This is a genomic window from Variovorax paradoxus EPS (assembly GCF_000184745.1).
Lineage (GTDB): Bacteria > Pseudomonadota > Gammaproteobacteria > Burkholderiales > Burkholderiaceae_C > Variovorax > Variovorax paradoxus_C.
This window is the reverse complement of the sequence record NC_014931.1, coordinates 3,956,975-3,976,291: the sequence shown is the minus strand read 5'-3', so window position 1 is coordinate 3,976,291 and position 19,317 is coordinate 3,956,975. Positions and strand designations below refer to the sequence as shown.

General features: G+C 66.5%; 23 protein-coding genes. 13 read left to right on the top strand and 10 right to left on the bottom strand.

The genetic code is table 11. From position 1 onward, the window contains the following. The first annotated feature begins 5 nt into the window (after window positions 1–5). Complete coding sequence (locus VARPA_RS18395) at window positions 6–965, top strand: hypothetical protein (protein WP_013542097.1); 960 nt, start codon at window positions 6–8, stop codon at window positions 963–965. 69 nt (window positions 966–1,034) lie between these two features. After that, window positions 1,035–1,238: a hypothetical protein gene (locus VARPA_RS18390; RefSeq protein ID WP_013542096.1), complete on the top strand. Its 204-nt coding sequence runs from the start codon at window positions 1,035–1,037 to the stop codon at window positions 1,236–1,238. Window positions 1,239–1,318: 80 nt separating this feature from the next. Here the strand turns inward: VARPA_RS18390 and VARPA_RS18385 are convergent, their stop codons facing one another. Continuing rightward, window positions 1,319–1,915 (bottom strand): arylesterase, encoded by a 597-nt coding sequence (locus tag VARPA_RS18385; RefSeq protein ID WP_013542095.1) that lies wholly within the window; start codon window positions 1,913–1,915, stop codon window positions 1,319–1,321. Between the two features lie 81 nt (window positions 1,916–1,996). Here VARPA_RS18385 and VARPA_RS18380 point away from each other — a divergent pair, with 81 nt between their 5' ends. The 4 genes from VARPA_RS18380 to rlmB are packed head-to-tail and all read left to right on the top strand — an operon-like array spanning window position 1,997 to window position 5,048. After that, a complete protein-coding gene (locus VARPA_RS18380) occupies window positions 1,997–2,719 on the top strand; it encodes an ABC transporter ATP-binding protein (RefSeq protein ID WP_013542094.1) in 723 nt (240 codons plus the stop codon). Between the two features lie 51 nt (window positions 2,720–2,770). Next, on the top strand, window positions 2,771–3,274 hold the full coding sequence (locus VARPA_RS18375) for a ribosomal protein L7/L12 (protein WP_013542093.1): 504 nt from the start codon (window positions 2,771–2,773) through the stop codon (window positions 3,272–3,274). A 4-nt stretch (window positions 3,275–3,278) separates the two neighbouring features. Continuing rightward, complete coding sequence (locus tag VARPA_RS18370) at window positions 3,279–4,259, top strand: hypothetical protein (RefSeq protein ID WP_013542092.1); 981 nt, start codon at window positions 3,279–3,281, stop codon at window positions 4,257–4,259. A gap of 42 nt (window positions 4,260–4,301) precedes the next feature. Continuing rightward, window positions 4,302–5,048 carry a 23S rRNA (guanosine(2251)-2'-O)-methyltransferase RlmB gene (gene rlmB / locus VARPA_RS18365; protein ID WP_013542091.1) on the top strand — a complete coding sequence of 249 codons (747 nt, stop codon included), beginning with the start codon at window positions 4,302–4,304 and terminating at the stop codon, window positions 5,046–5,048. Window positions 5,049–5,058: 10 nt separating this feature from the next. On the opposite strand, the gene VARPA_RS18360 is transcribed toward rlmB, so the two are convergent. The 3 genes from VARPA_RS18360 to VARPA_RS18350 all read right to left on the bottom strand — a co-directional run bounded on the left by VARPA_RS18360 (window position 5,059) and on the right by VARPA_RS18350 (window position 7,261). After that, window positions 5,059–6,258, bottom strand: coding sequence for an NAD(P)/FAD-dependent oxidoreductase (locus VARPA_RS18360; protein ID WP_013542090.1), 1,200 nt, complete (start codon window positions 6,256–6,258; stop codon window positions 5,059–5,061). A gap of 131 nt (window positions 6,259–6,389) precedes the next feature. Beyond that, window positions 6,390–6,560, bottom strand: a complete 171-nt coding sequence (locus VARPA_RS31385; protein ID WP_013542089.1) for a hypothetical protein — start codon at window positions 6,558–6,560, stop codon at window positions 6,390–6,392. 101 nt (window positions 6,561–6,661) lie between these two features. Beyond that, a complete protein-coding gene (locus tag VARPA_RS18350) occupies window positions 6,662–7,261 on the bottom strand; it encodes a helix-turn-helix domain-containing protein (RefSeq protein WP_013542088.1) in 600 nt (199 codons plus the stop codon). A 42-nt stretch (window positions 7,262–7,303) separates the two neighbouring features. Here VARPA_RS18350 and VARPA_RS18345 point away from each other — a divergent pair, with 42 nt between their 5' ends. Further along, window positions 7,304–7,825, top strand: a complete 522-nt coding sequence (locus VARPA_RS18345; protein WP_013542087.1) for a GNAT family N-acetyltransferase — start codon at window positions 7,304–7,306, stop codon at window positions 7,823–7,825. On the opposite strand, the gene VARPA_RS18340 is transcribed toward VARPA_RS18345, so the two are convergent. The 4 genes from VARPA_RS18340 to VARPA_RS18325 are packed head-to-tail and all read right to left on the bottom strand — an operon-like array spanning window position 7,822 to window position 10,582. Beyond that, window positions 7,822–8,304, bottom strand: coding sequence for a DUF3237 domain-containing protein (locus tag VARPA_RS18340; protein ID WP_013542086.1), 483 nt, complete (start codon window positions 8,302–8,304; stop codon window positions 7,822–7,824). The two genes, VARPA_RS18345 and VARPA_RS18340, sit on opposite strands and share 4 nt — an antisense overlap. A gap of 14 nt (window positions 8,305–8,318) precedes the next feature. Next, window positions 8,319–9,284, bottom strand: coding sequence for an aldo/keto reductase (locus VARPA_RS18335; RefSeq protein ID WP_013542085.1), 966 nt, complete (start codon window positions 9,282–9,284; stop codon window positions 8,319–8,321). Between the two features lie 49 nt (window positions 9,285–9,333). Beyond that, a complete protein-coding gene (locus tag VARPA_RS18330) occupies window positions 9,334–9,933 on the bottom strand; it encodes a chromate transporter (protein ID WP_013542084.1) in 600 nt (199 codons plus the stop codon). Between the two features lie 58 nt (window positions 9,934–9,991). Continuing rightward, window positions 9,992–10,582: a chromate transporter gene (locus tag VARPA_RS18325; RefSeq protein ID WP_013542083.1), complete on the bottom strand. Its 591-nt coding sequence runs from the start codon at window positions 10,580–10,582 to the stop codon at window positions 9,992–9,994. Between the two features lie 82 nt (window positions 10,583–10,664). Between VARPA_RS18325 and VARPA_RS18320 the strand changes: the two genes are divergently transcribed. Next, a complete protein-coding gene (locus tag VARPA_RS18320) occupies window positions 10,665–11,588 on the top strand; it encodes a YihY/virulence factor BrkB family protein (RefSeq protein ID WP_013542082.1) in 924 nt (307 codons plus the stop codon). Window positions 11,589–11,723: 135 nt separating this feature from the next. Here VARPA_RS18320 and VARPA_RS18315 read toward each other — a convergent pair whose 3' ends face one another. Continuing rightward, window positions 11,724–12,275, bottom strand: coding sequence for a DUF924 family protein (locus VARPA_RS18315; protein ID WP_041942951.1), 552 nt, complete (start codon window positions 12,273–12,275; stop codon window positions 11,724–11,726). Between the two features lie 116 nt (window positions 12,276–12,391). Here VARPA_RS18315 and VARPA_RS18310 point away from each other — a divergent pair, with 116 nt between their 5' ends. The 4 genes from VARPA_RS18310 (at window position 12,392) to VARPA_RS18295 (ending at window position 15,784) form a co-directional block, all read left to right on the top strand. After that, window positions 12,392–12,841 (top strand): CHRD domain-containing protein, encoded by a 450-nt coding sequence (locus VARPA_RS18310; protein ID WP_013542080.1) that lies wholly within the window; start codon window positions 12,392–12,394, stop codon window positions 12,839–12,841. A gap of 154 nt (window positions 12,842–12,995) precedes the next feature. Then, complete coding sequence (locus VARPA_RS18305; RefSeq protein WP_013542079.1) at window positions 12,996–14,126, top strand: patatin-like phospholipase family protein; 1,131 nt, start codon at window positions 12,996–12,998, stop codon at window positions 14,124–14,126. 79 nt (window positions 14,127–14,205) lie between these two features. Then, window positions 14,206–14,955, top strand: a complete 750-nt coding sequence (locus VARPA_RS18300; RefSeq protein ID WP_013542078.1) for an acetoacetate decarboxylase — start codon at window positions 14,206–14,208, stop codon at window positions 14,953–14,955. A gap of 46 nt (window positions 14,956–15,001) precedes the next feature. After that, entirely contained in the window at window positions 15,002–15,784 is a 783-nt protein-coding gene (locus VARPA_RS18295; RefSeq protein WP_013542077.1) for a 3-hydroxybutyrate dehydrogenase, read from the top strand. Window positions 15,785–15,787: 3 nt separating this feature from the next. Here the strand turns inward: VARPA_RS18295 and VARPA_RS18290 are convergent, their stop codons facing one another. Continuing rightward, a complete protein-coding gene (locus tag VARPA_RS18290; protein ID WP_041942949.1) occupies window positions 15,788–16,744 on the bottom strand; it encodes a GNAT family N-acetyltransferase in 957 nt (318 codons plus the stop codon). 156 nt (window positions 16,745–16,900) lie between these two features. On the opposite strand from VARPA_RS18290, the gene VARPA_RS18285 reads away from it, so the two are divergent. Then, complete coding sequence (locus VARPA_RS18285; RefSeq protein WP_013542075.1) at window positions 16,901–19,312, top strand: YgiQ family radical SAM protein; 2,412 nt, start codon at window positions 16,901–16,903, stop codon at window positions 19,310–19,312. Window positions 19,313–19,317: the final 5 nt, after the last annotated feature.

The following is a 19,317-nucleotide window of genomic DNA, read 5'->3' as shown; positions in this document are numbered from 1 at the left end:
GCGCAGTGGGCAGAAAAAACCGCAAGAGCTGGCACGTCGCGCCGCGTGCTGCGCGCGAGGTGGTGCCGCCCGCGTCGCAAGTCGTTGCGCCGCGGGTGCTGACCGTGCCCGCGCAGGTGCTGGAGTCGCTCGCACAGTCGGGTCCGCTGGAAGGCGTGCCGGACCTGCGCGGGACGCGGCTCCTGATCGGTGGCCTCGTGGCGTTTTTCGTGTTGATGGCTGCGGTACTCGCCGCCGGTGCCGTGCTGCAGGAGGACTGGTCCAACGCGCGCGGCAACGAGGCGATCCTCGTGCTCCTCGGACTGGCGTTGTTCGGGCTGCTGGGCGGCGGCATCTGGTATCTGCTGCGCCAGTTTTCGCGGGTGGGCGAGGGGGCGATGCTGCGGATCGACGCGCAAGGAATGCGCTGGGGCGATCCGGCGTCGCCGCAGGCCGTGGCATGGCACGAGGTGTGCCGTGCGCGCATGGGTTTCCATGACGTGAAGACGGAGTTCGCATCGAGCGAAGCCATCGTCAAGCGGCTGGTGTTTCATCAGGCGGTGCGGGGCGGCGAGCCCAGGGAGATCCGGCTGCCGTTGGCGCTGACCCTCGACACCGGCCGCGTCCTTCGCTTTCGCAACCGGGCCGCGCTGCTGCGCGCGTTGTTGCTGCATCTGGCCACCCAGCCCCGGCCGCGCCTGCGCTTCGATGCGGAGGTGTTCATCGATGCCGGCATCGACCCGCAGACCTGGGAGCCGATGCTTGCCCCGAGGCGCTGGATGTGGCTGTCGTCCCTCGGCGGGCTGGTGCCGGTGCTGGGCGTGATCTTCCTCTGGCCGCTGGGCGAACATATCGGCTGGATGGTGTTCGCGATGGTCATGGCCATGCTGGTCGGCGCGGGTGCGATGGGCTGGTTCATGCACCAGCGTTACCCCGGTTTGCAAGGTGTGTTCGAGTTCGAAACGGCCCCCGGCGCCACGCCTTGAGACTGCACCGTTATCGCTTACAGTAGGCGACGCACAGTCACCGTGACTGTCTCGCCTCAAGGAGAAGCAGTGGCAACACCAAATTACGGCTACGAGAAGCGCCAGAAAGAGCTGGCCAAGAAGAAGAAAAAGGAAGAAAAGCTCCGCGAGAAGCAATATCGCAAGCTCAGCCCGAGCAGCGACGGACTGGCTCCCGGAGACCCGGAAACCGACGTGGCATCGCTCGAACGCGATCCCCCCACGGTGCCCGAGTTGCCCACCAAGAACGGTTGATCCGCTTCTGGCGTTCCCATCGAAAAGCCGCCGCAGGCCTGCGCCTGCGGCGGCTTTTTTCTTTTCGCGCGCCGCCCGATTTACTTGGGCAGCAGCTTTCGCAGTTCGGGCCAGACGTTGTCGAGCAACTGCGGCTGCGCCACGGCCGTCGGGTGGATGCGGTCGGCCTGGAACAGCGACATCGCATTGGGCGCATCCGCCACGCCCTTGAGCAGGAAGGGAACGAGCGCCGACTTGGTCGCGCCCGCCACCTTCGAGAACACCGCCTCGAAGCGCCGCGTGTAGTCGCCGCCGTAGTTCGGCGGCACCTGGATGCCGACGATCAGCACCTTCGCGCCCGCGGCCTGCGCGGCCTTGGTGATCTGCAGCAGGTTGGCCTCGGTGTCCGAGAGCGGCAGGCCGCGCAGCGCATCGTTGGCGCCGAGCTCCACCACCACGTGGCTGGGCTTGTGTTGTGTAAGGAGGGCGGGGAAGCGGGCGCGTCCGCCGGAACTGGTGTCGCCGCTGATGCTGGCGTTGACCACGGTGGCCGCGATCTTCTGCTGGGCAAGCCTTTTTTCCAGCAAGGGTACCCAGCCTTCGCCGCGCTTCAAGCCGTACTCTGCGCTCAGCGAATCGCCCAGCACCAGGATGACCGGCTTGCCGGTTGCGGTCGACTGGGCGTGCGCCGCGGCCATCCATGTTCCCGCGCTGCCCGCACCGCCTAGTGCGGCGGTGGTCAAGATAAAGTCACGTCGATTCAAAACCAAAGCCTTTCCATGTCCCAATCCCCGTCTGATGCCATTGTCGCCGTCGAGCATGTCTTCAAGTCCGTCACCGATTCGGCCGGCACGCTGGACATTCTGCAGGACATCGATTTCACCCTCGGTGCGCGGGAAACCGCCGCCATCGTCGGCGCCTCGGGCTCCGGCAAGAGCACCTTGCTGTCGATCATCGCGGGGCTCGATACGCCCACGCGCGGCACGGTCAAGCTCGCGGGCGACGACATCTTCGCCATCGACGAGGACGAACGCGCCGCCCTCCGCGCACAACGCGTGGGCTTCGTGTTCCAGAGCTTCCAGTTGCTGGGCAACCTGAGCGCGCTCGAAAACGTGATGCTGCCGCTGGAGCTGGCCAACCGCAAGGACGCGCGCAAGGCCGCCACCGAGATGCTCGGTCGCGTCGGGCTCGGCCAGCGCCTGGGCCACTACCCCAAGGTGCTCTCGGGCGGCGAGCAGCAGCGCGTGGCGTTGGCGCGGGCCTTCGTGGTCCAGCCGGCGCTGCTCCTGGCCGACGAGCCCACCGGCAGCCTGGACTTCGCGACCGGCGAGCAGGTGATGAAGCTGATGTTCGACCTCAACCGCGAACTGGGAACGACGCTGGTGCTGGTCACCCACGACCGCGGCATCGCGTCCCGCTGCGAGCGCCGCATCACCATCGAGGCCGGGCGTGTGTCGCTCAACGAGAAGACGCCGGTCTCGACGGTCGAACAGGCCGCCTGAACGTCGAAGACGCGGCGAAGAGACAACAACAAACAACCCGAGGAGAGGTCCATGGACAAGCTTCCACCCGAAGCCGTTGCGGCATTGCAGCGCGGCAGCCTGATCGAGGCGATCAAGATCGTGCGCGACAAGACCGGCATGGACCTCAAGTCGTCCAAGGAAGCCGTCGAGCGCTACCCCAATGGCGAGGGCGCGCCGGCCGACTGGCAGGAGGGCGACTGGGGCCGCGGCGAACCCGAGGGCGCGGGCATGCAGGGCAACGGGCCAGCGGCGGTGCCGTCGGCTGCGCTTACTGCGCTGGCAAAGGGCAACAAGGTCGAGGCCGTCCGCCTCACGCGCGAAGCCACGGGCCTTGGGCTGGCCGAGGCCAAGCAGCTGGTCGAAAACCACCAGAATCCGGCGGCCGGCGATTTCGGGCATTTGCCGTCGGGCATTCCGACGAATCCGATGGCCGAACCGGGGCGGGTGTCGCAAGGGGGCTCCAAGTTGCTGCCCATCGTCATCGTGGTGCTGGTCGTGGTGCTGGCCTGGCTGTATTTCGTGAAGGGCGCCTGAAGCGATGATCGTTCCCCAGTACTGGGCCGAAGGCCGCATCCAGGAACGAGTGGACGGCAAGCAGATCACCGTGCGGCGCTATGGCTGGTCGGACGACAGCCCGCTGGCCGCGCAGGCGCATGCCGACCAGCGCACCCGCGAAGCCTTCGATCGCATCACGAGCGGCGAAACGCTCGAGCGCCGCGAACGCAAGGTGGCCTACAACGGCGCCGACGGCATGCCGATCCGCGAGGAAATCGTCGAGCGGCAGGGCGAGAGCGTCGTCACCCGCAACGGCTACGGCGCACGCTGCCTCAATACGCCCGACGTGATGTTCGTCGACATCGATTTCGACGAACCCCTGCGCACCAGCGTGTTCGGCTTTGCGCTGGTGCCGGCGCTGATTGCGGGCATCGTCGGCGGCTGGACCGCCAAGACCTGGATAGGCGGACTCATTGCCGCCATCGTCGTCTTCATCGTCGCCTACCGCATCGGCCTGGCCAAGAAGCGTGGGGAGGCCAGCACAAACCCCGCGCCCGAAAAGCGCGCGGCCGAGCGCGTCGGGCGCTTCCTGCACCAGCATCCCGACTGGCACCTGCGGGTGTACCGAACGCCCGCGGGCTTTCGCCTGCTGGCGATGCACGATGTCTTCAGTCCGACCGACATGACGGTGGCCGACTGCTTCCAGGCGCTGGGCGTGGACAAGGTCTACGCGCGCATGTGCCGCAACCAGAACTGTTTTCGTGCCCGCCTGAGCGCCAAGCCTTGGCGCATCGGCATCGGAGAGCACATCCGGCCGCAGCCGGGCGTGTGGCCTGTGTCGCCCGAGAAGCTGCCGGTGCGCGACGCCTGGATCGCGCAATACGAAAAGGCCGCCGAAGGCCACGCCGCCTGCCAGTACCTGGAGAGCGTGGGCAACACCGGGCGCGTGCATCCGAATGCGCAGGCGGTGCAGGAACTGCATGACGAGCGCACGCGCGCGCTCAGCGGTCTGCCGATCGCCTGAGGGGCCTGAGGGGCGATCCCCGAGGGTAGGGATAATCGGGGGATGTCTTCCCCCAAAGTGATCTTCGGCTTCCATGCCGTGGGCGTGCGAATCAAGACCGCGCCGAAATCGGTGCTCGAGGTTCTGTTCGATGCCAGCCGGCGCGATGCGCGCATGAAACAGTTCATCGCGCGCGCGCAAGAAGCCGGTGTGCGGCTGGTCGAGGCCGACAGCCTGCGCATCGCCAAGCTCGCCGGCAGCCACGGCCACCAAGGTGTGGCGGCGCGGGTCGAACCCACCGCCCAAATCCATTCGCTCGACGAACTGCTCGAGGGTCTCGAAGAGGCCGGCACCGTGCCCCTCTTGCTGGTGCTAGACGGCGTGACCGATCCACACAACCTGGGCGCGTGCCTGCGCGTCGCAGACGGCGCCGGCGCCCATGCGGTGATCGCCCCCAAGGACCATGCGGCCGGCATCAACGCCACCGTGGCCAAGGTGGCGAGCGGCGCGGCCGAGACGGTGCCGTATTTCATGGTGACCAATCTCGCGCGCACGATGAATGAACTCAAGGAGCGCAGCATCTGGTGCGTGGGCACCAGCGACGACGCGCCGGGCACGATCTACCAAAGCGACCTGAAGCGCCCCCTGGCACTGGTGCTGGGCGCCGAAGGCGATGGCATGCGCCAGCTGACCCGCAAGACCTGCGATGAGCTGGTGAGCATCCCGATGGCCGGTGCGGTGGAGAGCCTGAATGTCTCGGTGGCCAGCGGCGTGTGTCTCTACGAGGCGATGCGCCAGCGCGGCGCCTGATCGGCTCCCGCTAGCCCTTCTTCGGCAGCGGCCCGCCCTTGCGGTGGAAGTAGACGAGTTCCGCCATGCGCCGCATCTGCGGCGTGCCCAGCAGGTGGTTGAACATCCAGTCGCTCTGGAAGTGGTCGAAGGCCCAGCGCAGCGAGCGCTTGAGCAGGAAGCGCGGGTAGCTGCGCACGAACCACGTCGCCGGATCACCCACCTCGCCGCGCACGAAGCGCGCTACCGCCTCGCCCGCTCGTTCTCCGTGCTGCAGCGCCGTGTGGATGCCGCCAGCAGTGACCGGCGACACCATGCCGGCCGCGTCGCCCACCAGCAACGCCCGTTCGCGCGCCACGACCGGGAGCACGCCGCCGCAGGGAATCATTCCGGCGCGCACCGCGACCGGCGGTGCATCGCCCGGCGACACCACCGATTCGATCTTCTTGAGGAACGGCGCGAGCCGCAGCGCGTTCGCATCGTTGTGGCCCAGGCGGCGGGCCAGGCCGATCTGGCTCACGCCCACGCCGTCGAGCGCCCAGCCGATGTAGCCAGGGGCGAGTTGGCGGTCGATGAAGCAGTGAAGGAGGTCGGGCGCCATGCGGGCGCCTTGGTATTCATGCTCGACGCCGTAGAGAAAGCGCGTGTTGCGCGAAAGGCCCAGCGCCTTGGCGACGCGCGAATGCGGGCCGTCGGCGCCCACGAGATAGGTCGCGGTGATGCAAGGGCCGTGCGTCACCGGGACTTCCCAGCGGTCGTTCATCCAGAGCGCCTGCTCGAAGAGCGTGCCGAGCCGCACATCGACGCCGCAGGCCCGGGCGGAATCGACCATCCAGTCGAGCAGCGCGGGTGCATCGGTGGCCCAGAACCAGTAGCCGGGTGCGTGCAGGTCGACGTGCCGCATGTTCGGCGCATAGAGCCGCACGCCTTCGATGCGCCGGACCAGCACGGGTGGCACTTCGGCCAGCCAGGGGACGCTGTCGACCGCATCCTTCACGATGATCCCGGTGGTGTGGAGCTTGGCGCCGGCGCTGGTTTTCTTCTCCAGCACCATCACGCTGAGTCCGGCGAGCGCCGCGGCGCGGGCGCAGGCGAGGCCCGCGAAGCTCGCGCCGACGACGAGCAGGTCCACCTTGATGTTGGCGAGGCCGCCGCTCGTGGCGACCGGCGCCGGGCAAGGCGCCGTGGATGAGGTGGAGAGCGGGGAGAAGAAGCAGGAAGAGGAGTGCATGGGCAGCTGACTTGGCAATGCGCACCACGGTTTGTGGTGCGCGTGCGAAGTTAGCTACGCCATGTGCGGGGGGTATGCGGGCGATGTGCGCGCGGCGTGAAGGCTGTGTGAACCCGCGCAGCCGCGGCGCGTCAGGATGGGTCTTTGCTGCGCGTGCGGCCCACCGCGCTGAAGATGCCGATGCCCAGAAGGATCAGTGCACCGATGCCGATGTAGAGCGTGGGAACGCCAGCCACTGAAGCACCCCAGGCAACGCCGCCCAGGAAGATCAGGAAACCGATCATGTAAAGCGCAAAAGACATCATGTCCTCCGGTATCTGAGATGCCTGCAGTATCCCGATGTGCTGAACACCTCGAACCAGCGCCGACCGCCTCTGTGTGTGGGAGGGTGCCTACCGCAAGGCTAGTCCGCGGACGCGACCAGCAGGTAGCGGCAGGCAGTGCGCCCGAGCGCTTTGAAGACGAGGGGCCGGTCCACGCCGAAGTCCAGGCAGTCCCCGGGCGCGAGTTCGAAGCGTTCGTCGCCGTAGTCCACCCGCAGCGCGCCTTCAAGCATCCACAGGCATTGGCGATAGGGCTTGCCGCTCCATCGCGGATAGCCGACCTGCGCCGAACGCGGCAGCTCGACCTCTACCAGTTCCACCCCGCTGCCCGTCGCGCCGCGCTCGGCCACCTGGCGGCGCAAATAGCCCGCCTCGGGGTCGCGCCAGACTTCCTGCATCGCTTTCGTGCGAAGCCGCTGGGGCGCTTCCTTTTCCTTTTCCTCGGTGAGCAGTTGCGCCAGCGACACGCCAAGGCCCGCCGCCAGTCGGCCCAGCAGCACGGCCGTCGGGCTGCTCTGTGCCCGCTCCACCTTCGAGATCATGGCCTTGCTGACGCCTGACAGCTCGGCCAGCTCGGCCAGGCTGAGTCCCTTGGCCTGCCGCAGCGCGAGCAGCCGGGTCGCGATGAGGGCGTCGAGGTGGCCGGGGGCTTCGCTGGGCGGGGGTGATTCGTTTCTCATATGAGATTATTATTCTCTTATATTGAACGACAGAGAAGCACCATGCGCCTCATCACCTGCACCGAGGAAGCCCACGCCGGCGCCATCCTCGCGATCCTCAACGACGCCATCGTCACCTCCACCGCGCTGTACGACTACAAGCCGCGAACGCCCGAGAACATGGTCGCGTGGTTCGCCACCAAGCGGGCCAACGGCTTTCCGGTGATCGGTGCGGAGGACGAGAACGGCAAGCTGCTGGGCTTTGCGAGCTACGGCAGCTTTCGTGCGTTTCCGGCCTACAAGTACACCGTCGAGCACTCGGTGTACGTCGAGGCCGGCCATCGCGGTGCGGGGCTCGGGCGCACGCTGATGGAGGCGATCATTGCCGAGGCGATCGCGCGGGACGTGCATGTGATGGTCGGCGCCATCGACGCTGCGAATGCGGGCAGCATCGGCCTGCACGAGCGGCTGGGGTTCGAACACTCGGGCACCGTGCGGCAGGCCGGCTTCAAGTTCGGCCGCTGGCTCGACGTGGCGTTCTACCAGCGGATTCTTGCGACCCCGCTGAACCCGGTTGACGGCTAGGCAAGCACGAAAAAGCGCATCACGACTTCGGCGGGGTGCCTGACACCGGCGCCGACGAACATCCGCTCATTGATCCATCGCAGCGCCGGCGAGGCCGTCTCGAAGCGCGGGTTGCAGCGGAAGTAGACCTCTGCCGGATCGACCGGCTCGCCGCGCAACAGCTTCGCCATCACCTCTGGCGCAGCCGAGCGCACCGCATGGTTCTGCACATAGATCAGGTCGCCCGCGTCGGTCTCGAGGCCATAGCGCGCATCGAGTTCGGAGAGCGTGTCGCTCACGATCAATTGAAAGTCGCTGCCGGCCGGCAGCACGCGTGCGCGCCAGCCGTGGCCCGACGCTTCGCCGCCCGTGATGGGCACGATGCGCCGCAGCCCGCGCGCGCTCTGGCCGAGCACCTGCGGCACGCCCACCTGCACGCGCAGGTCAGCGAAGTGCTCCAGCGTGGGCGCGGCGATCGAATCGAAGATGTTGCTGCTCATCGCTGAGGTACGGTTCAGGCGGCCGTCTCTGCGCTCGCGCGGTCGAGCATTTCGATGGTGCCTGCGTCGAGCTTCAACTGCGTGGCGACCACCAGCTCTTCGAGCTGCGCGATCGATGTGGCGCTGGCGATCGGCGCCGTCACGCCCGGCCGCGCGATCTGCCATGCAATGGCGACCTGGCCCGGCTTGGCGTTGTACTGCTGCGCCACCTTGTCGAGCGCATCGAGGATGCGGAGGCCCCGCGGGTTCAGGTACTTCTTCGTGGTGTTGGCGCCGCGCGCGCTCTTCGAGGCATCGGCTTCGGTGCGGTATTTGCCGGTCAGGAAGCCGGCCGCGAGCGCGTAGAAGTTGATCACGCCCACTTCGCGCTTCACGCACAGCGGCTCCAGTTCGTCTTCGAACACGGCACGGTCGTACAGGTTGTAGAGCGGCTGCAGGCTCTCGTAGCGCGCAATGCCCAGACGCTCCGACACGTCCAGCGCCTCGGCCAGCCGGGGCGCCGTGTAGTTGGAGGCGCCGATGGCGCGCACCTTGCCTTCCTTGATGAGCGCATCGAAGGCGCCGAGCGATTCCTCGAGCGGCGTATTGGCGTCGTCGTCGTGCGACTGATAGAGGTCGATGTGGTCCGTCTGCAGGCGCTTGAGCGAAGCCTCGACCGCTTCGCGGATGTACTTGGGTGCGAGGCCCACCTTGCCTTCGCCCATCGGCTTGCCGACCTTGGTGGCCAGCACCACGCGGTTGCGCTTGCCGCTCTGCTTGAGCCACTTGCCGATGATGGTTTCCGACTCGCCGCCCGTGTGGCCCGGCACCCAGGCCGAGTAGACGTCGGCGGTGTCCACGAAGTTGAAGCCCGCGTCGAGCCAGGCATCGAGCAGCTTGAACGACGCGGCCTCGTCGACCGTCCAGCCGAACACGTTGCCACCGAAGGCGAGCGGCGAAACCAGGAGGCCGGAGCGGCCGAGCGGGCGAAATTGAGACATGACGAGGTTTCCTGAAGAAGACAGATGGAAGGCAAATGGAGGGAAGAAATCAGACGAAGCCCACGGCGCCGAGCAGCGCCCCCGCGCCCAGCAGCCAGAGCAGGTGGACGCGCGTGCGCCAGACGATAAGCGCGGCCACGCCGGTCAAGAGCCACAGGTGCCACGCAGGCGCGTTGCCGGCATGGTTACCCGCGGCCAGCACCCAGCCGGTGGCGATGAGAAGGCCGACGACCACCGGCGCCATGCCCTGCTTGAAGGCGCGCACCTCGCGGCGCGTGCGGTTGCGGTGGCCCCAGCGGGTGGCGAAGTAGGTGAGGGTGGTGCTCGGCACCATGATGCCCACCATGGTCACCATCAGCCCGAAGAGACCGAGGAGCCACGCCGTCGGCCCGGCGCCGATACCGCCGCCCGCGTTGAGCCCGACGTTCCAGCCCATCAGCGCGACGAACAGCACGTTGGGCCCGGGCGCCGCCTGGGCGATGGCGACCGACGAGCTGAACTGCGCATCGGTGAGCCAGCCGTGCTGGGCGACGAGGTAGCGGTGCATGTCGGGCACCGTGGTGATGGCGCCGCTGATCGACAGCAGCGAGAGCAGCAGGTACTGGCCGAAGAGAGCGAGCCAGTCGTGCCATTGCATCGCGATGGTCATTCGAAAACCTCCGCCTTCGGCTGCGGTGCGAGCTTGCTTGGAGTGGCCCGGCGCGCGCTCATGGGGAAATCTTTCGCCAAGTCCAGACGCATGCCACGCCGCCGACCACCAGCAGCACCCAGCCGAGCGGCACCTTGAACACCGCGATCGCCGCGAAGACCAGCGCCGTGAACGCGAGGCAGACCGGAAAGCCCAGCGGGTGCTTCTGCAATTGCGGAATCAGCTTGATGCCCGTGGCGGCGATCAGCCCGCCCGACACCGCTCCCATGCCCCGCAGCGCCGCCGCCACCTGCGGGTTGCCGGCGTAGTGCGCATAGAGCACGGCCAGCGCGAGAATCACGACGAGGGGAATGGTCAGCATGCCCGCCACCGCCGCAATGGCGCCGCGCAGCCCGAAGTAGCGGTCGCCGATCATCAGTGCGAGATTGATCACGTTGGGCCCGGGCATCACCTGGGCCACGGCCCAGTCTTCGAGGAACTGCTCGGGCGTGAGCCACTTCTTCTTCTCGACCATCTCGCGCTGGACGATGGCGAGGACACCGCCGAAGCCCTGCAGCGCGAGCCAGGTGAATGAAACAAAAAGGTCGCGTGGCGACCGGGGCTGGGGCGTGTCTTGCGGCGTTGCCGCATCGGAGAGGGGCGCTTGCATGTGGATGCGATTATCGTAGGCAGGCCTGCAACATGCCGGGCATCGCGCCGACATGACCCGGCCGGTTCAACAGGGAAATTCCATGCTCATGCAAATCCGCGCGCTCTTCGATCTCTGCAAACGAGCTTTCGCATCGTGGTCGAACGACTACGCCCCCAGCATGGGCGCGGCGCTCGCGTACTACACGGTGTTTTCCATCGCGCCGCTGCTCCTGATCGTGATCGCGGTGGCGGGCCTAGTGTTTGGCCAGGAGGCAGCGCGCGGCGAGATCTTCGCGCAGCTCTCGGGCCTCATGGGGGCACAGGGCGCGGCGGCGGTGCAGGGCATGCTACAGGCGGTGAACAAGCCGACCGAGGGCATCGTGGCCACGGTGATCGGCATCGGCCTGCTGGTGGTCGGCGCGACGACGGTGTTCGGCGAGTTGCAGGACGCGCTCGACCGCATCTGGCGCGCACCGGCACGCACCAAGAGCTCGGGCATCTTCAACCTGCTGCGGGTGCGGCTCCTGTCGTTCAGCATGATCATGGGCATCGGCTTCCTGCTCATGGTGTCGCTGGTGGCCAGCGCGGCGCTGGCGGCGCTGGGCAAATGGTGGTCGCCGATGTTCGGCGCGTGGGAGAGCCTGGCCCAGGTGGTGAACTTCGTCTTCAGCTTCGCGATGGTGACGGTGATCTTCGCGATGATCTACAAGATCATGCCGCGCGCAAAGGTGCAGTGGCGCGACGTGTGGGTGGGCGCGGCCGTGACGGCGCTGCTCTTCACGGTGGGCAAGCACCTCATTGGCCTTTACATCGGCAAGAGCAGCGTGGCCTCGGGCTACGGCGCCGCGGGCTCGCTGGTGGTGGTGCTGGTGTGGGTGTACTACTCGGCGCAGATCTTCTTGCTGGGTGCCGAGTTCACCTGGGTCTACGCGCGCACCTACGGCTCGATGAAGGACAAGGCGGGCCTGCCCGATGCCAACCCGTCGCCGACGCGCGACGTGCCGCTCGCGCACAACGACACCTGAGAAGGTGTGAATAAACCTACCACGCGGTCCGATCTCGCACCTGCGGTCCTCACCGTACAGAGTACGGCTCCGGTCCTCGATGCAAGCTCGAACCGCTCGCTACGGTTTCTTCACACCTTCTGAGCGCTCATTGGATCAACCGGCGAAGCCGCCTTCGTCGAGGAACTTCTGTTCTTCCGCAGTCGTGCTGCGCCCCAGCATCCGGTTGCGGTGCGGAAAGCGGCCGAAGCGCGCGACGATGTCCCGGTGCAGCACGGCGTAGCGCTGCGTGTTGGCGTCGAGCGCCGCGTTGAGTTCGACCGAGCGCCCCTGCTCGGCGAGCACTTCGGAATGCATGAAGGGCAGGTAGAAGAAGGGGCGCAATTCCTTTTCGAACTGCTGGTCGAAGCCCGCGGCGATCGCCTTCTTCGCCACGGCCAGCGCGAGGCCGTCGGTGGCGAGCATGTGCGGGTTGTTGCGCCAGGCGTTGCGTGGCAGCTGGTCGAGCAGCACCAGAAGGGCGAGCGTGCCTTCGGCATCGTCGGTCCAGTGATCGAGCTCGCCGCGGGCGGCGGCCTGGTGTGCATCCGAGAAGCGCGAGAGGAATTCGGCATCGAACGCATCGCTCTTGGCGAACCAGCGCGACGGACCGGCTTCGCGCCAGAAATCGACCACTTCGCGGGCGGCAGGGAGGGCTTGGGAGGTCATCGTTGCATTCTCTTTCACTCTGTGGCGCACCTGCAAAGACGGGGCGGTGGCCGACATGGCGGGGCGCCAGCGCTGCCTATGCTGTGGAAGCTTTCACAACTTCAGGAGACAAGCTCATGACCCGATACGGCACCTTTTTGCGCGCAGCCCTCATCACCGGCGTGGCCAGTGCTGCGCTGGTCGGCTGCGGGATGATGTCCAAGTCGAACACCGCCAGCTTCAGCGGCGCGATGAACGCGGCCAGCGAAGTCCCGCCCAACATGACGCGCGGCAGCGGCATGGCGGAGGCCTGGCTCAACCGGGACACCAACGTCCTCAAGTACAAGATCACCTACACGGGCCTGAGTGGCCCGGCCACCGCGGCGCATTTCCACGGTCCCGCCGCTGCTGGCGCGAATGCCGGCGTGGTGCTGCCGTTCGCCAACGCAGCCAGCCCGATCGAAGGGCAGGCCACGCTCACGCCGGCACAGGCGGCCGACCTGGTCGCGGGCAAGTGGTACGCCAACATCCACACCGCGGCCAACCCGGGTGGCGAGATCCGCGGGCAGATGCTGCCGAAGATGTGATTTTCTTCGGGGACTGCTTAAGCGCTTGAACCCCCCGGTCAGGTTGCTGTCGCGGGGCGTGGTGTCAAATGAATGCATGACGACGCCCTCCCAGAAGAAAGCCCGTGCGGCATCCACCCAGCCCCTCAACCCTTTCGCATCGCGTGGCGAAGACATGCGCCAGGCCCGCAAGGCCCTGGTGCTGCAGGGCGGCGGGGCGCTCGGTGCTTACCAGGCCGGCGTGTATGCCGCGCTCAGCGAGACCGAGCTGCAGCCGCACTGGATCGCCGGCGTCTCGATCGGCGCCATCAATGCAGCGCTGATCGCGGGCAACGCGCCCGAGCACCGGGTCGACAGGCTGCGCGAGTTCTGGCACCTCGTGTCCTCCGGGCCTTCGCAGCGCCTGCCTTCATGGTTTGGTGATCGGGCCACGCAGAACCAGTACAGCGCGGCGATGGCATCGCTGGTCGGCATTCCAGGATTCTTCGAGCCGCGCTATTCGCCGGCCCTGCTGATGGGCGGTGCGGCGCCGCTCCTGAGCTACTACGACACCTCGCCGCTCAAGGCCACGCTCGAGCGCCTCATCGATTTCGACCGCATCAACGCATGTGAAGCCCGCTTCAGCGTGGGCGCGGTCAATGTGCGCACCGGCAACTCGGTGTACTTCGACAACACGCGCCAGCGCATCGGCCCCGAACACATCATGGCCAGCGGCGCGCTGCCGCCGGGCTTTGCGCCGGTGCACATCGACGGCGACGACTACTGGGACGGCGGCATCGTCTCGAACACGCCGCTGCAGTACGTGCTGGACATCCATCCGCGCAACGAACCCCTGGTGGTGCTGCAGGTCGACCTGTTCAATGCGCGCGGCGAAATGCCGCACAACATAGCGGGCGTGATGGAGCGGCAGAAGGACATCACCTATTCGAGCCGCACCCGCATGAACACCGATGCGATGGCCGCGAACATGAACCTGCAGCAAGCGATTGCCGACCTGATCACCAAGCTGCCGGCCAACCTGCGCAAGGACCCGAGCGTGCTCGCGGTGCAGTCGCAGCTCACGCACGAGCCCATCGACATCTTTCACCTGATCTACCGCGACAAGCCTTACGAGCTCGAGTCGAAAGACTACGAGTTCTCGCGCGCCGCGGTCGAGGAGCACTGGGAGTCGGGCGCGCGCGACATGCGGACGACGCTGGCCCATCCGGAGACCCTGCGCGCCGACGCCACGGTGAATGGCGTGACGACCTTCGACCTTGGCGAGCACGGCCCGGGCCGCGTCAAACGGCCGGGCCTGTCGCGCTGAAGAGATGCGACCGCGGTTCAGCTTCGACTAAGAAACCAGCGCCAGACTGGGCCAGTCACTTCACCAGGAGGAAATGTTCATGAACATTGAAGATGTACGGCGGCAGGCTTTCGCCATGCCGCTCACCAGCCCCGCCTTTCCGCCCGGACCGTACCGGTTCATGCGCCGCGAATTTCTCATCGTCACCTACCGCACCGACATGGACGCATTGCGCGCCGTGGTGCCCGAGCCGCTCGAAGTGGTCGAGCCGCTGGTGAAGTACGAATTCATCCGCATGCCCGACTCCACCGGCTTCGGCGACTACACCGAATCGGGCCAGGTCATTCCGGTGCAACTGCGTACCGCCAAGGGCGTGGAGAAGGGCGCGTATGTGCATGCGATGTACCTGAACGACCATCCGCCGATCGCCGGCGGCCGCGAGCTCTGGGGCTTTCCGAAAAAGCTCGCCTCGCCGACGCTCGACTACGAGACCGATGTGATCGTCGGCACGCTCGACTACGGCAAGGTGCGCGTGGCCAAGGCGACGATGGGCTTCAAGCACCGCGCACTCGACCCCGCGCCGATCCTTGCGGGCATCGCGCAGCCGAACTTCCTGCTCAAGATCATTCCGCACGTCGACGGCACGGCCCGCATCTGCGAGCTGGTGCGCTATCACATGGTCGATGTCACGCTGCACGGCGCGTGGACCGCGCCGGCATCGCTCGAACTGCATCCGCATGCGCTGGCACCGGTGGCCGATTTGCCGGTGCTGAAGGTCGAATCGGCGGTGCACTACATCGCGGACATGACGCTGGCGCTCGGTACCGTCGAGCACGACTACCTCGCCTGATTCCTGCTTGTCTTCTTTTCATCCCAACCCCGAAGGAACATTCACCATGCAACTCAAGGACAAGGTCGCCTACATCACCGGCTCGGCCAGCGGCATCGGCAAGGAAATCGCCATCCTGTTCGCACAGGAAGGCGCCAAGATCATCATTGCCGACCTCAACAAGGAAGCGGCCGACGCCACTGCCGCGGAGCTGAAGGCCACGGGCGCCGAGGCCATCGGCGTGGCGGTCGACGTGACCAACGAAGACCAGGTCAACGCCTCGGTCGAAGAGGGTGCCAAGGCCTTCGGCGGCATCGACATCCTCATCAGCAACGCCGGCATCCAGATCGTTCATCCGGTCGAGGAGTTCAGCTTCGCCGACTGGAAGAAGATGCTCGCCATTCACCTCGATGGCGCGTTCCTCACCACCAAGGCGTGCCTGAAGCACATGTACGCGCAGGGCCGCGGCGGCAGCGTGATCTACATGGGCTCGGTGCACTCGAAGGAAGCATCGCTGCTGAAGGCGCCCTACGTCACGGCCAAGCACGGGCTCATCGGCCTGGCCAAGACGGTCGCCAAGGAAGGCGCCAAGCACGGCGTGCGCGCCAACGTGATCTGCCCCGGGTTCGTGCGCACCCCGCTGGTCGAGAAGCAGATTCCCGAGCAGGCCAAGACGCTGGGCATCAGCGAAGAGGAGGTCATCAAGAACGTGATGCTCAAGGAAACGGTGGATGGCGAATTCACCACCACCGAGGACGTGGCCCGTGTCGCGCTGCTGTTCGCGGGCTTTCCGACCAATGCGCTCACCGGCCAGTCGCTCGTCGTGAGCCACGGCTGGTTCATGCAATAGGCGCTACAGCTTCATCTCCCACGTTTCGCCCACGAGCTGCTTCCCATAGCTCTCGTGCGGCTCCGACTTGACGAGCTGGAAGCCGCGCTTGGCATAGATGGCGCGCGCGGCCACGAGGTCGCTGTTGGTCCACAGCACCATCTTCTTGTAGCCCTTGCGGCGCGTGAAGGCGATGCATTCGTCCACCAGCTTGCCGCCCAGGCCCAGCCCGCGCGCGGCCGGTGACAGGATCAACAAGCGCAGTTGCGCCACGCTGGCCGACTTGCGCACCACGAAGATCGAGCCCATGCGTTCGCCATGGAGTTCGGCGATCCAGCAGCGCTCCCATTCGGGCTGGAACTTGAGCAGGAACTCCCCCGCGATCTGCGCCACCAGCGCCTCGAAGCTGCTGTCCCAGCCGTACTCGCGCGCGTAGATTTCGCCGTGCTGCTGCACCACCCAGCCGATGTCGCCGGGCGCCGGGTCGCGCAGGATCGCGGCCTGGGGTTTGGCGGGCGCGGCGGCCGGATCGAGCAGCGATTGCATCGTGGACATCGCCCGCACCAGCTGATTTCGCTGAGCCGGGGCAAGCGGGGCGAGCAAAGCGGCGGCTTCGTCGCGCGATTTCTGTTGCAGCGGCGCGAATGCCGCATGGCCGACCTCGGTCAGCCGCAGTACGCTTTGCCGGGCATCCCGCGCATGGGGCTCGCGCGTGAGCCAGCCCTCGGATTCGAAGCGGCGCAGGATGCGGCTCATGTAGCCGGCATCGAGCCCGAGGTCGCGGCCGATCTCGCTGGCGACCGCTGTTTCGCGGTGCGCCAGCTCGTACAGCACCCGCACATCGGTGAGCGACATGGCGCTGCCGAGGTACGGATCGAGAGCGCCGATCTGGCGCGTGTAGAAGCGATTGAACTGCCGGATGGCCTTGACGGCGGCAACGTCGGTGGTGGGCGAGGGCGTGGACATGGTTGCCATTGTCATTCGAGTATTTGACTTTGGCAATCAATTGAAGGCCGCATTAGAGCCCGGTCACTGGATGTTTGTAGCGACAGACATGCTCGAAAACCCTAAAATCGCGGGTTGCCCACGACAGCACCGCAGCACCGCCGTGCACAGGCTGTCCCTAACTTCCCACTGATGAACGCCCCCGTCGACGTCTCCTTTTTTGCGCGCGCCGCCAAGCCGCTGACCAGCTACCGCAAGTACTGGGCGGCCCGTTTCGGCACGGCCAAGTTCCTGCCGACCTCACGCAAGGAAATGGACGCCCTCGGCTGGGACAGCTGCGACATCATCGTGGTCACCGGCGATGCCTATGTCGACCACCCCAGCTTCGGCATGTCGGTGATCGGCCGCATGCTCGAAGGGCAGGGCTTCCGCGTGGGCATCATTGCCCAGCCCGACTGGCAGAGCGCCGAGCCCTTCAAGGCGCTGGGCAAGCCGAACCTGTTCTTCGGCGTGACAGCCGGCAACATGGATTCGATGATCAACCGCTACACGGCGGACCGGAAGATCCGCAGCGACGACGCCTACACCCCCGGCGACATCGGCGGCGCGCGCCCCGACCGTGCCGCCATCGTCTATTCGCAGCGCTGCAAGGAAGCCTGGAACGACGTGCCGATCATCCTGGGCGGCATCGAAGGTTCGCTTCGCCGCATCGCGCACTACGACTACTGGTCGGACAAGGTGCGCCGCTCCATCGTCGTCGACTCCAAGTGCGACCTGCTGCTGTACGGCAACGCCGAGCGCGCCATCGTCGAGATCGCGCACCGCCTGGCCGCCAAGGAGCCGGTGCAGCAGATCATCGATGTGCGCGGCACCGCCTACGTGCGGCGCGAAACGCCCGAAGGCTGGTTCGAGATCAACTCCACCAGCGTCGATGAGCCCGGCCGCGTCGAGGCGCACGTCAATCCGTACCTGATGGTGTCGGACCAGGCCAAGGCCAACGGCGCCACCTGCGCGAAGGAAGACGAGGCGCAGGACGTGGCCAAGGCCGCGGAAGCTGCCGGATCGCCGGCGCTTCGGTCGGTGCAGTCGGTGGTGAATCCGGCCATCAAGCCGCTCACCTTCATGCCCAACCCCGCGCTGCAAAGCCGCGGCAAGATCAGCGTTCCGCCGCGCGACCGCTCGGTGATCCGCCTGCCTTCCTACGAACAGGTGCGCAGCGACCCGGTGCTCTACGCGCACGCCAACCGCGTGCTGCACCTGGAAACCAACCCCGGCAACGCCCGCGCGCTCGTGCAGGCGCACGGCGAAGGCACCACGGCGCGCGATGTGTGGATCAACCCGCCGCCGATTCCGCTCACCACCGCGGAAATGGACTACGTTTTCGACCTGCCGTACGCGCGCAGCCCGCATCCGCGCTACGCCGACGAAAACGGCAGCCACGACGGCGGGACGAAGATCCCCGCGTGGGAAATGATCCGCTTCAGCGTGAACATCATGCGCGGCTGCTTCGGCGGCTGCACCTTCTGCTCGATCACCGAGCACGAGGGCCGCATCATCCAGAGCCGCTCCGAAGAATCGATCATCAAGGAGGTCGAAGCCATCCGCGATTCGGTAAGCGGCTTCACCGGCACCATCTCCGACCTCGGCGGTCCGACGGCCAACATGTACCGCCTCGGCTGCAAGAGCCCCGAGATCGAATCGGCGTGCCGCAAGCCCAGCTGCGTGTACCCGGGCATCTGCCCGAACCTGGGCACGAACCACGATCCGCTCATCAAGATCTACCGCCGCGCGCGTGCGCTGCGCGGCATCAAGAAGATATTGATCGGTTCCGGCCTGCGCTACGACCTGGCCGTGCAGTCGCCCGAGTACGTGAAGGAACTGGTACAGCACCACGTCGGCGGTTATCTCAAGATCGCGCCCGAGCACACCGAGCAGGGCCCGCTCACCAAGATGATGAAGCCCGGCATCGGCAGCTACGACAAGTTCAAGCAGATGTTCGAGAAGTTCTCGGCCGAGGCGGGCAAGAAGCAGTACCTCATTCCGTACTTCATCGCCGCGCATCCGGGCACCAGCGACGAGGACATGATGAACCTGGCGATCTGGCTCAAGAAGAACGGTTTCCGCGCCGACCAGGTGCAGACGTTCTATCCGAGCCCGATGGCCACGGCGACGACGATGTACCACACCAACAAGAACCCGCTGCGCAAGATCACGCGCGAGAGCGAGACGGTGGACATCGTGCGCGGCGACAAGCGCCGCCGCCTGCACAAGGCGTTCCTGCGGTATCACGACGCCAACAACTGGCCGCTGCTGCGCGAAGCCCTGAAGAGCATGGGTCGCGCCGACCTGATCGGCAACGGCAAGCATCACCTCATCCCGACGTGGCAGCCGCTGACCGATGGCGGCTACACGAGCGCGCGCCGCAAGAACTCGACTTCGGCGCCGGCGGCTGCCAAGGCCTCGGCGCCCGTCAGGCTCGCGCCGGTGAAGCCCTCCAAGGGCCGCATGCTCACGCAGCACACGGGTCTGCCGCCTCGCGATAACGGCAGTGGTGGCGGCAGCGGCAAGCCGGTCAACAAGCCTTCATCGCGCAAGATGCGTTGATCGGG

Excerpts from the sequence above, each read along its gene's own strand:
- VARPA_RS18385 (WP_013542095.1), bottom strand. The coding sequence starts at position 1,915 with ATGGCCGCGGCGCACGCCCAGTCGACCGCAACCGGCAAGCCGGTCATC.
- VARPA_RS18380 (WP_013542094.1), top strand. The coding sequence starts at position 1,997 with ATGTCCCAATCCCCGTCTGATGCCATTGTCGCCGTCGAGCATGTCTTC.
- VARPA_RS18375 (WP_013542093.1), top strand. The coding sequence starts at position 2,771 with ATGGACAAGCTTCCACCCGAAGCCGTTGCGGCATTGCAGCGCGGCAGC.
- VARPA_RS18370 (WP_013542092.1), top strand. The coding sequence starts at position 3,279 with ATGATCGTTCCCCAGTACTGGGCCGAAGGCCGCATCCAGGAACGAGTG.
- rlmB (WP_013542091.1), top strand. The coding sequence starts at position 4,302 with ATGTCTTCCCCCAAAGTGATCTTCGGCTTCCATGCCGTGGGCGTGCGA.
- VARPA_RS18360 (WP_013542090.1), bottom strand. The coding sequence starts at position 6,258 with ATGCACTCCTCTTCCTGCTTCTTCTCCCCGCTCTCCACCTCATCCACG.
- VARPA_RS31385 (WP_013542089.1), bottom strand. The coding sequence starts at position 6,560 with ATGTCTTTTGCGCTTTACATGATCGGTTTCCTGATCTTCCTGGGCGGC.
- VARPA_RS18350 (WP_013542088.1), bottom strand. The coding sequence starts at position 7,261 with ATGAGAAACGAATCACCCCCGCCCAGCGAAGCCCCCGGCCACCTCGAC.
- VARPA_RS18345 (WP_013542087.1), top strand. The coding sequence starts at position 7,304 with ATGCGCCTCATCACCTGCACCGAGGAAGCCCACGCCGGCGCCATCCTC.
- VARPA_RS18340 (WP_013542086.1), bottom strand. The coding sequence starts at position 8,304 with ATGAGCAGCAACATCTTCGATTCGATCGCCGCGCCCACGCTGGAGCAC.
- VARPA_RS18335 (WP_013542085.1), bottom strand. The coding sequence starts at position 9,284 with ATGTCTCAATTTCGCCCGCTCGGCCGCTCCGGCCTCCTGGTTTCGCCG.
- VARPA_RS18330 (WP_013542084.1), bottom strand. The coding sequence starts at position 9,933 with ATGACCATCGCGATGCAATGGCACGACTGGCTCGCTCTCTTCGGCCAG.
- VARPA_RS18325 (WP_013542083.1), bottom strand. The coding sequence starts at position 10,582 with ATGCAAGCGCCCCTCTCCGATGCGGCAACGCCGCAAGACACGCCCCAG.
- VARPA_RS18320 (WP_013542082.1), top strand. The coding sequence starts at position 10,665 with ATGCTCATGCAAATCCGCGCGCTCTTCGATCTCTGCAAACGAGCTTTC.
- VARPA_RS18315 (WP_041942951.1), bottom strand. The coding sequence starts at position 12,275 with ATGACCTCCCAAGCCCTCCCTGCCGCCCGCGAAGTGGTCGATTTCTGG.
- VARPA_RS18310 (WP_013542080.1), top strand. The coding sequence starts at position 12,392 with ATGACCCGATACGGCACCTTTTTGCGCGCAGCCCTCATCACCGGCGTG.
- VARPA_RS18305 (WP_013542079.1), top strand. The coding sequence starts at position 12,996 with ATGCGCCAGGCCCGCAAGGCCCTGGTGCTGCAGGGCGGCGGGGCGCTC.
- VARPA_RS18300 (WP_013542078.1), top strand. The coding sequence starts at position 14,206 with ATGAACATTGAAGATGTACGGCGGCAGGCTTTCGCCATGCCGCTCACC.
- VARPA_RS18295 (WP_013542077.1), top strand. The coding sequence starts at position 15,002 with ATGCAACTCAAGGACAAGGTCGCCTACATCACCGGCTCGGCCAGCGGC.
- VARPA_RS18290 (WP_041942949.1), bottom strand. The coding sequence starts at position 16,744 with ATGACAATGGCAACCATGTCCACGCCCTCGCCCACCACCGACGTTGCC.
- VARPA_RS18285 (WP_013542075.1), top strand. The coding sequence starts at position 16,901 with ATGAACGCCCCCGTCGACGTCTCCTTTTTTGCGCGCGCCGCCAAGCCG.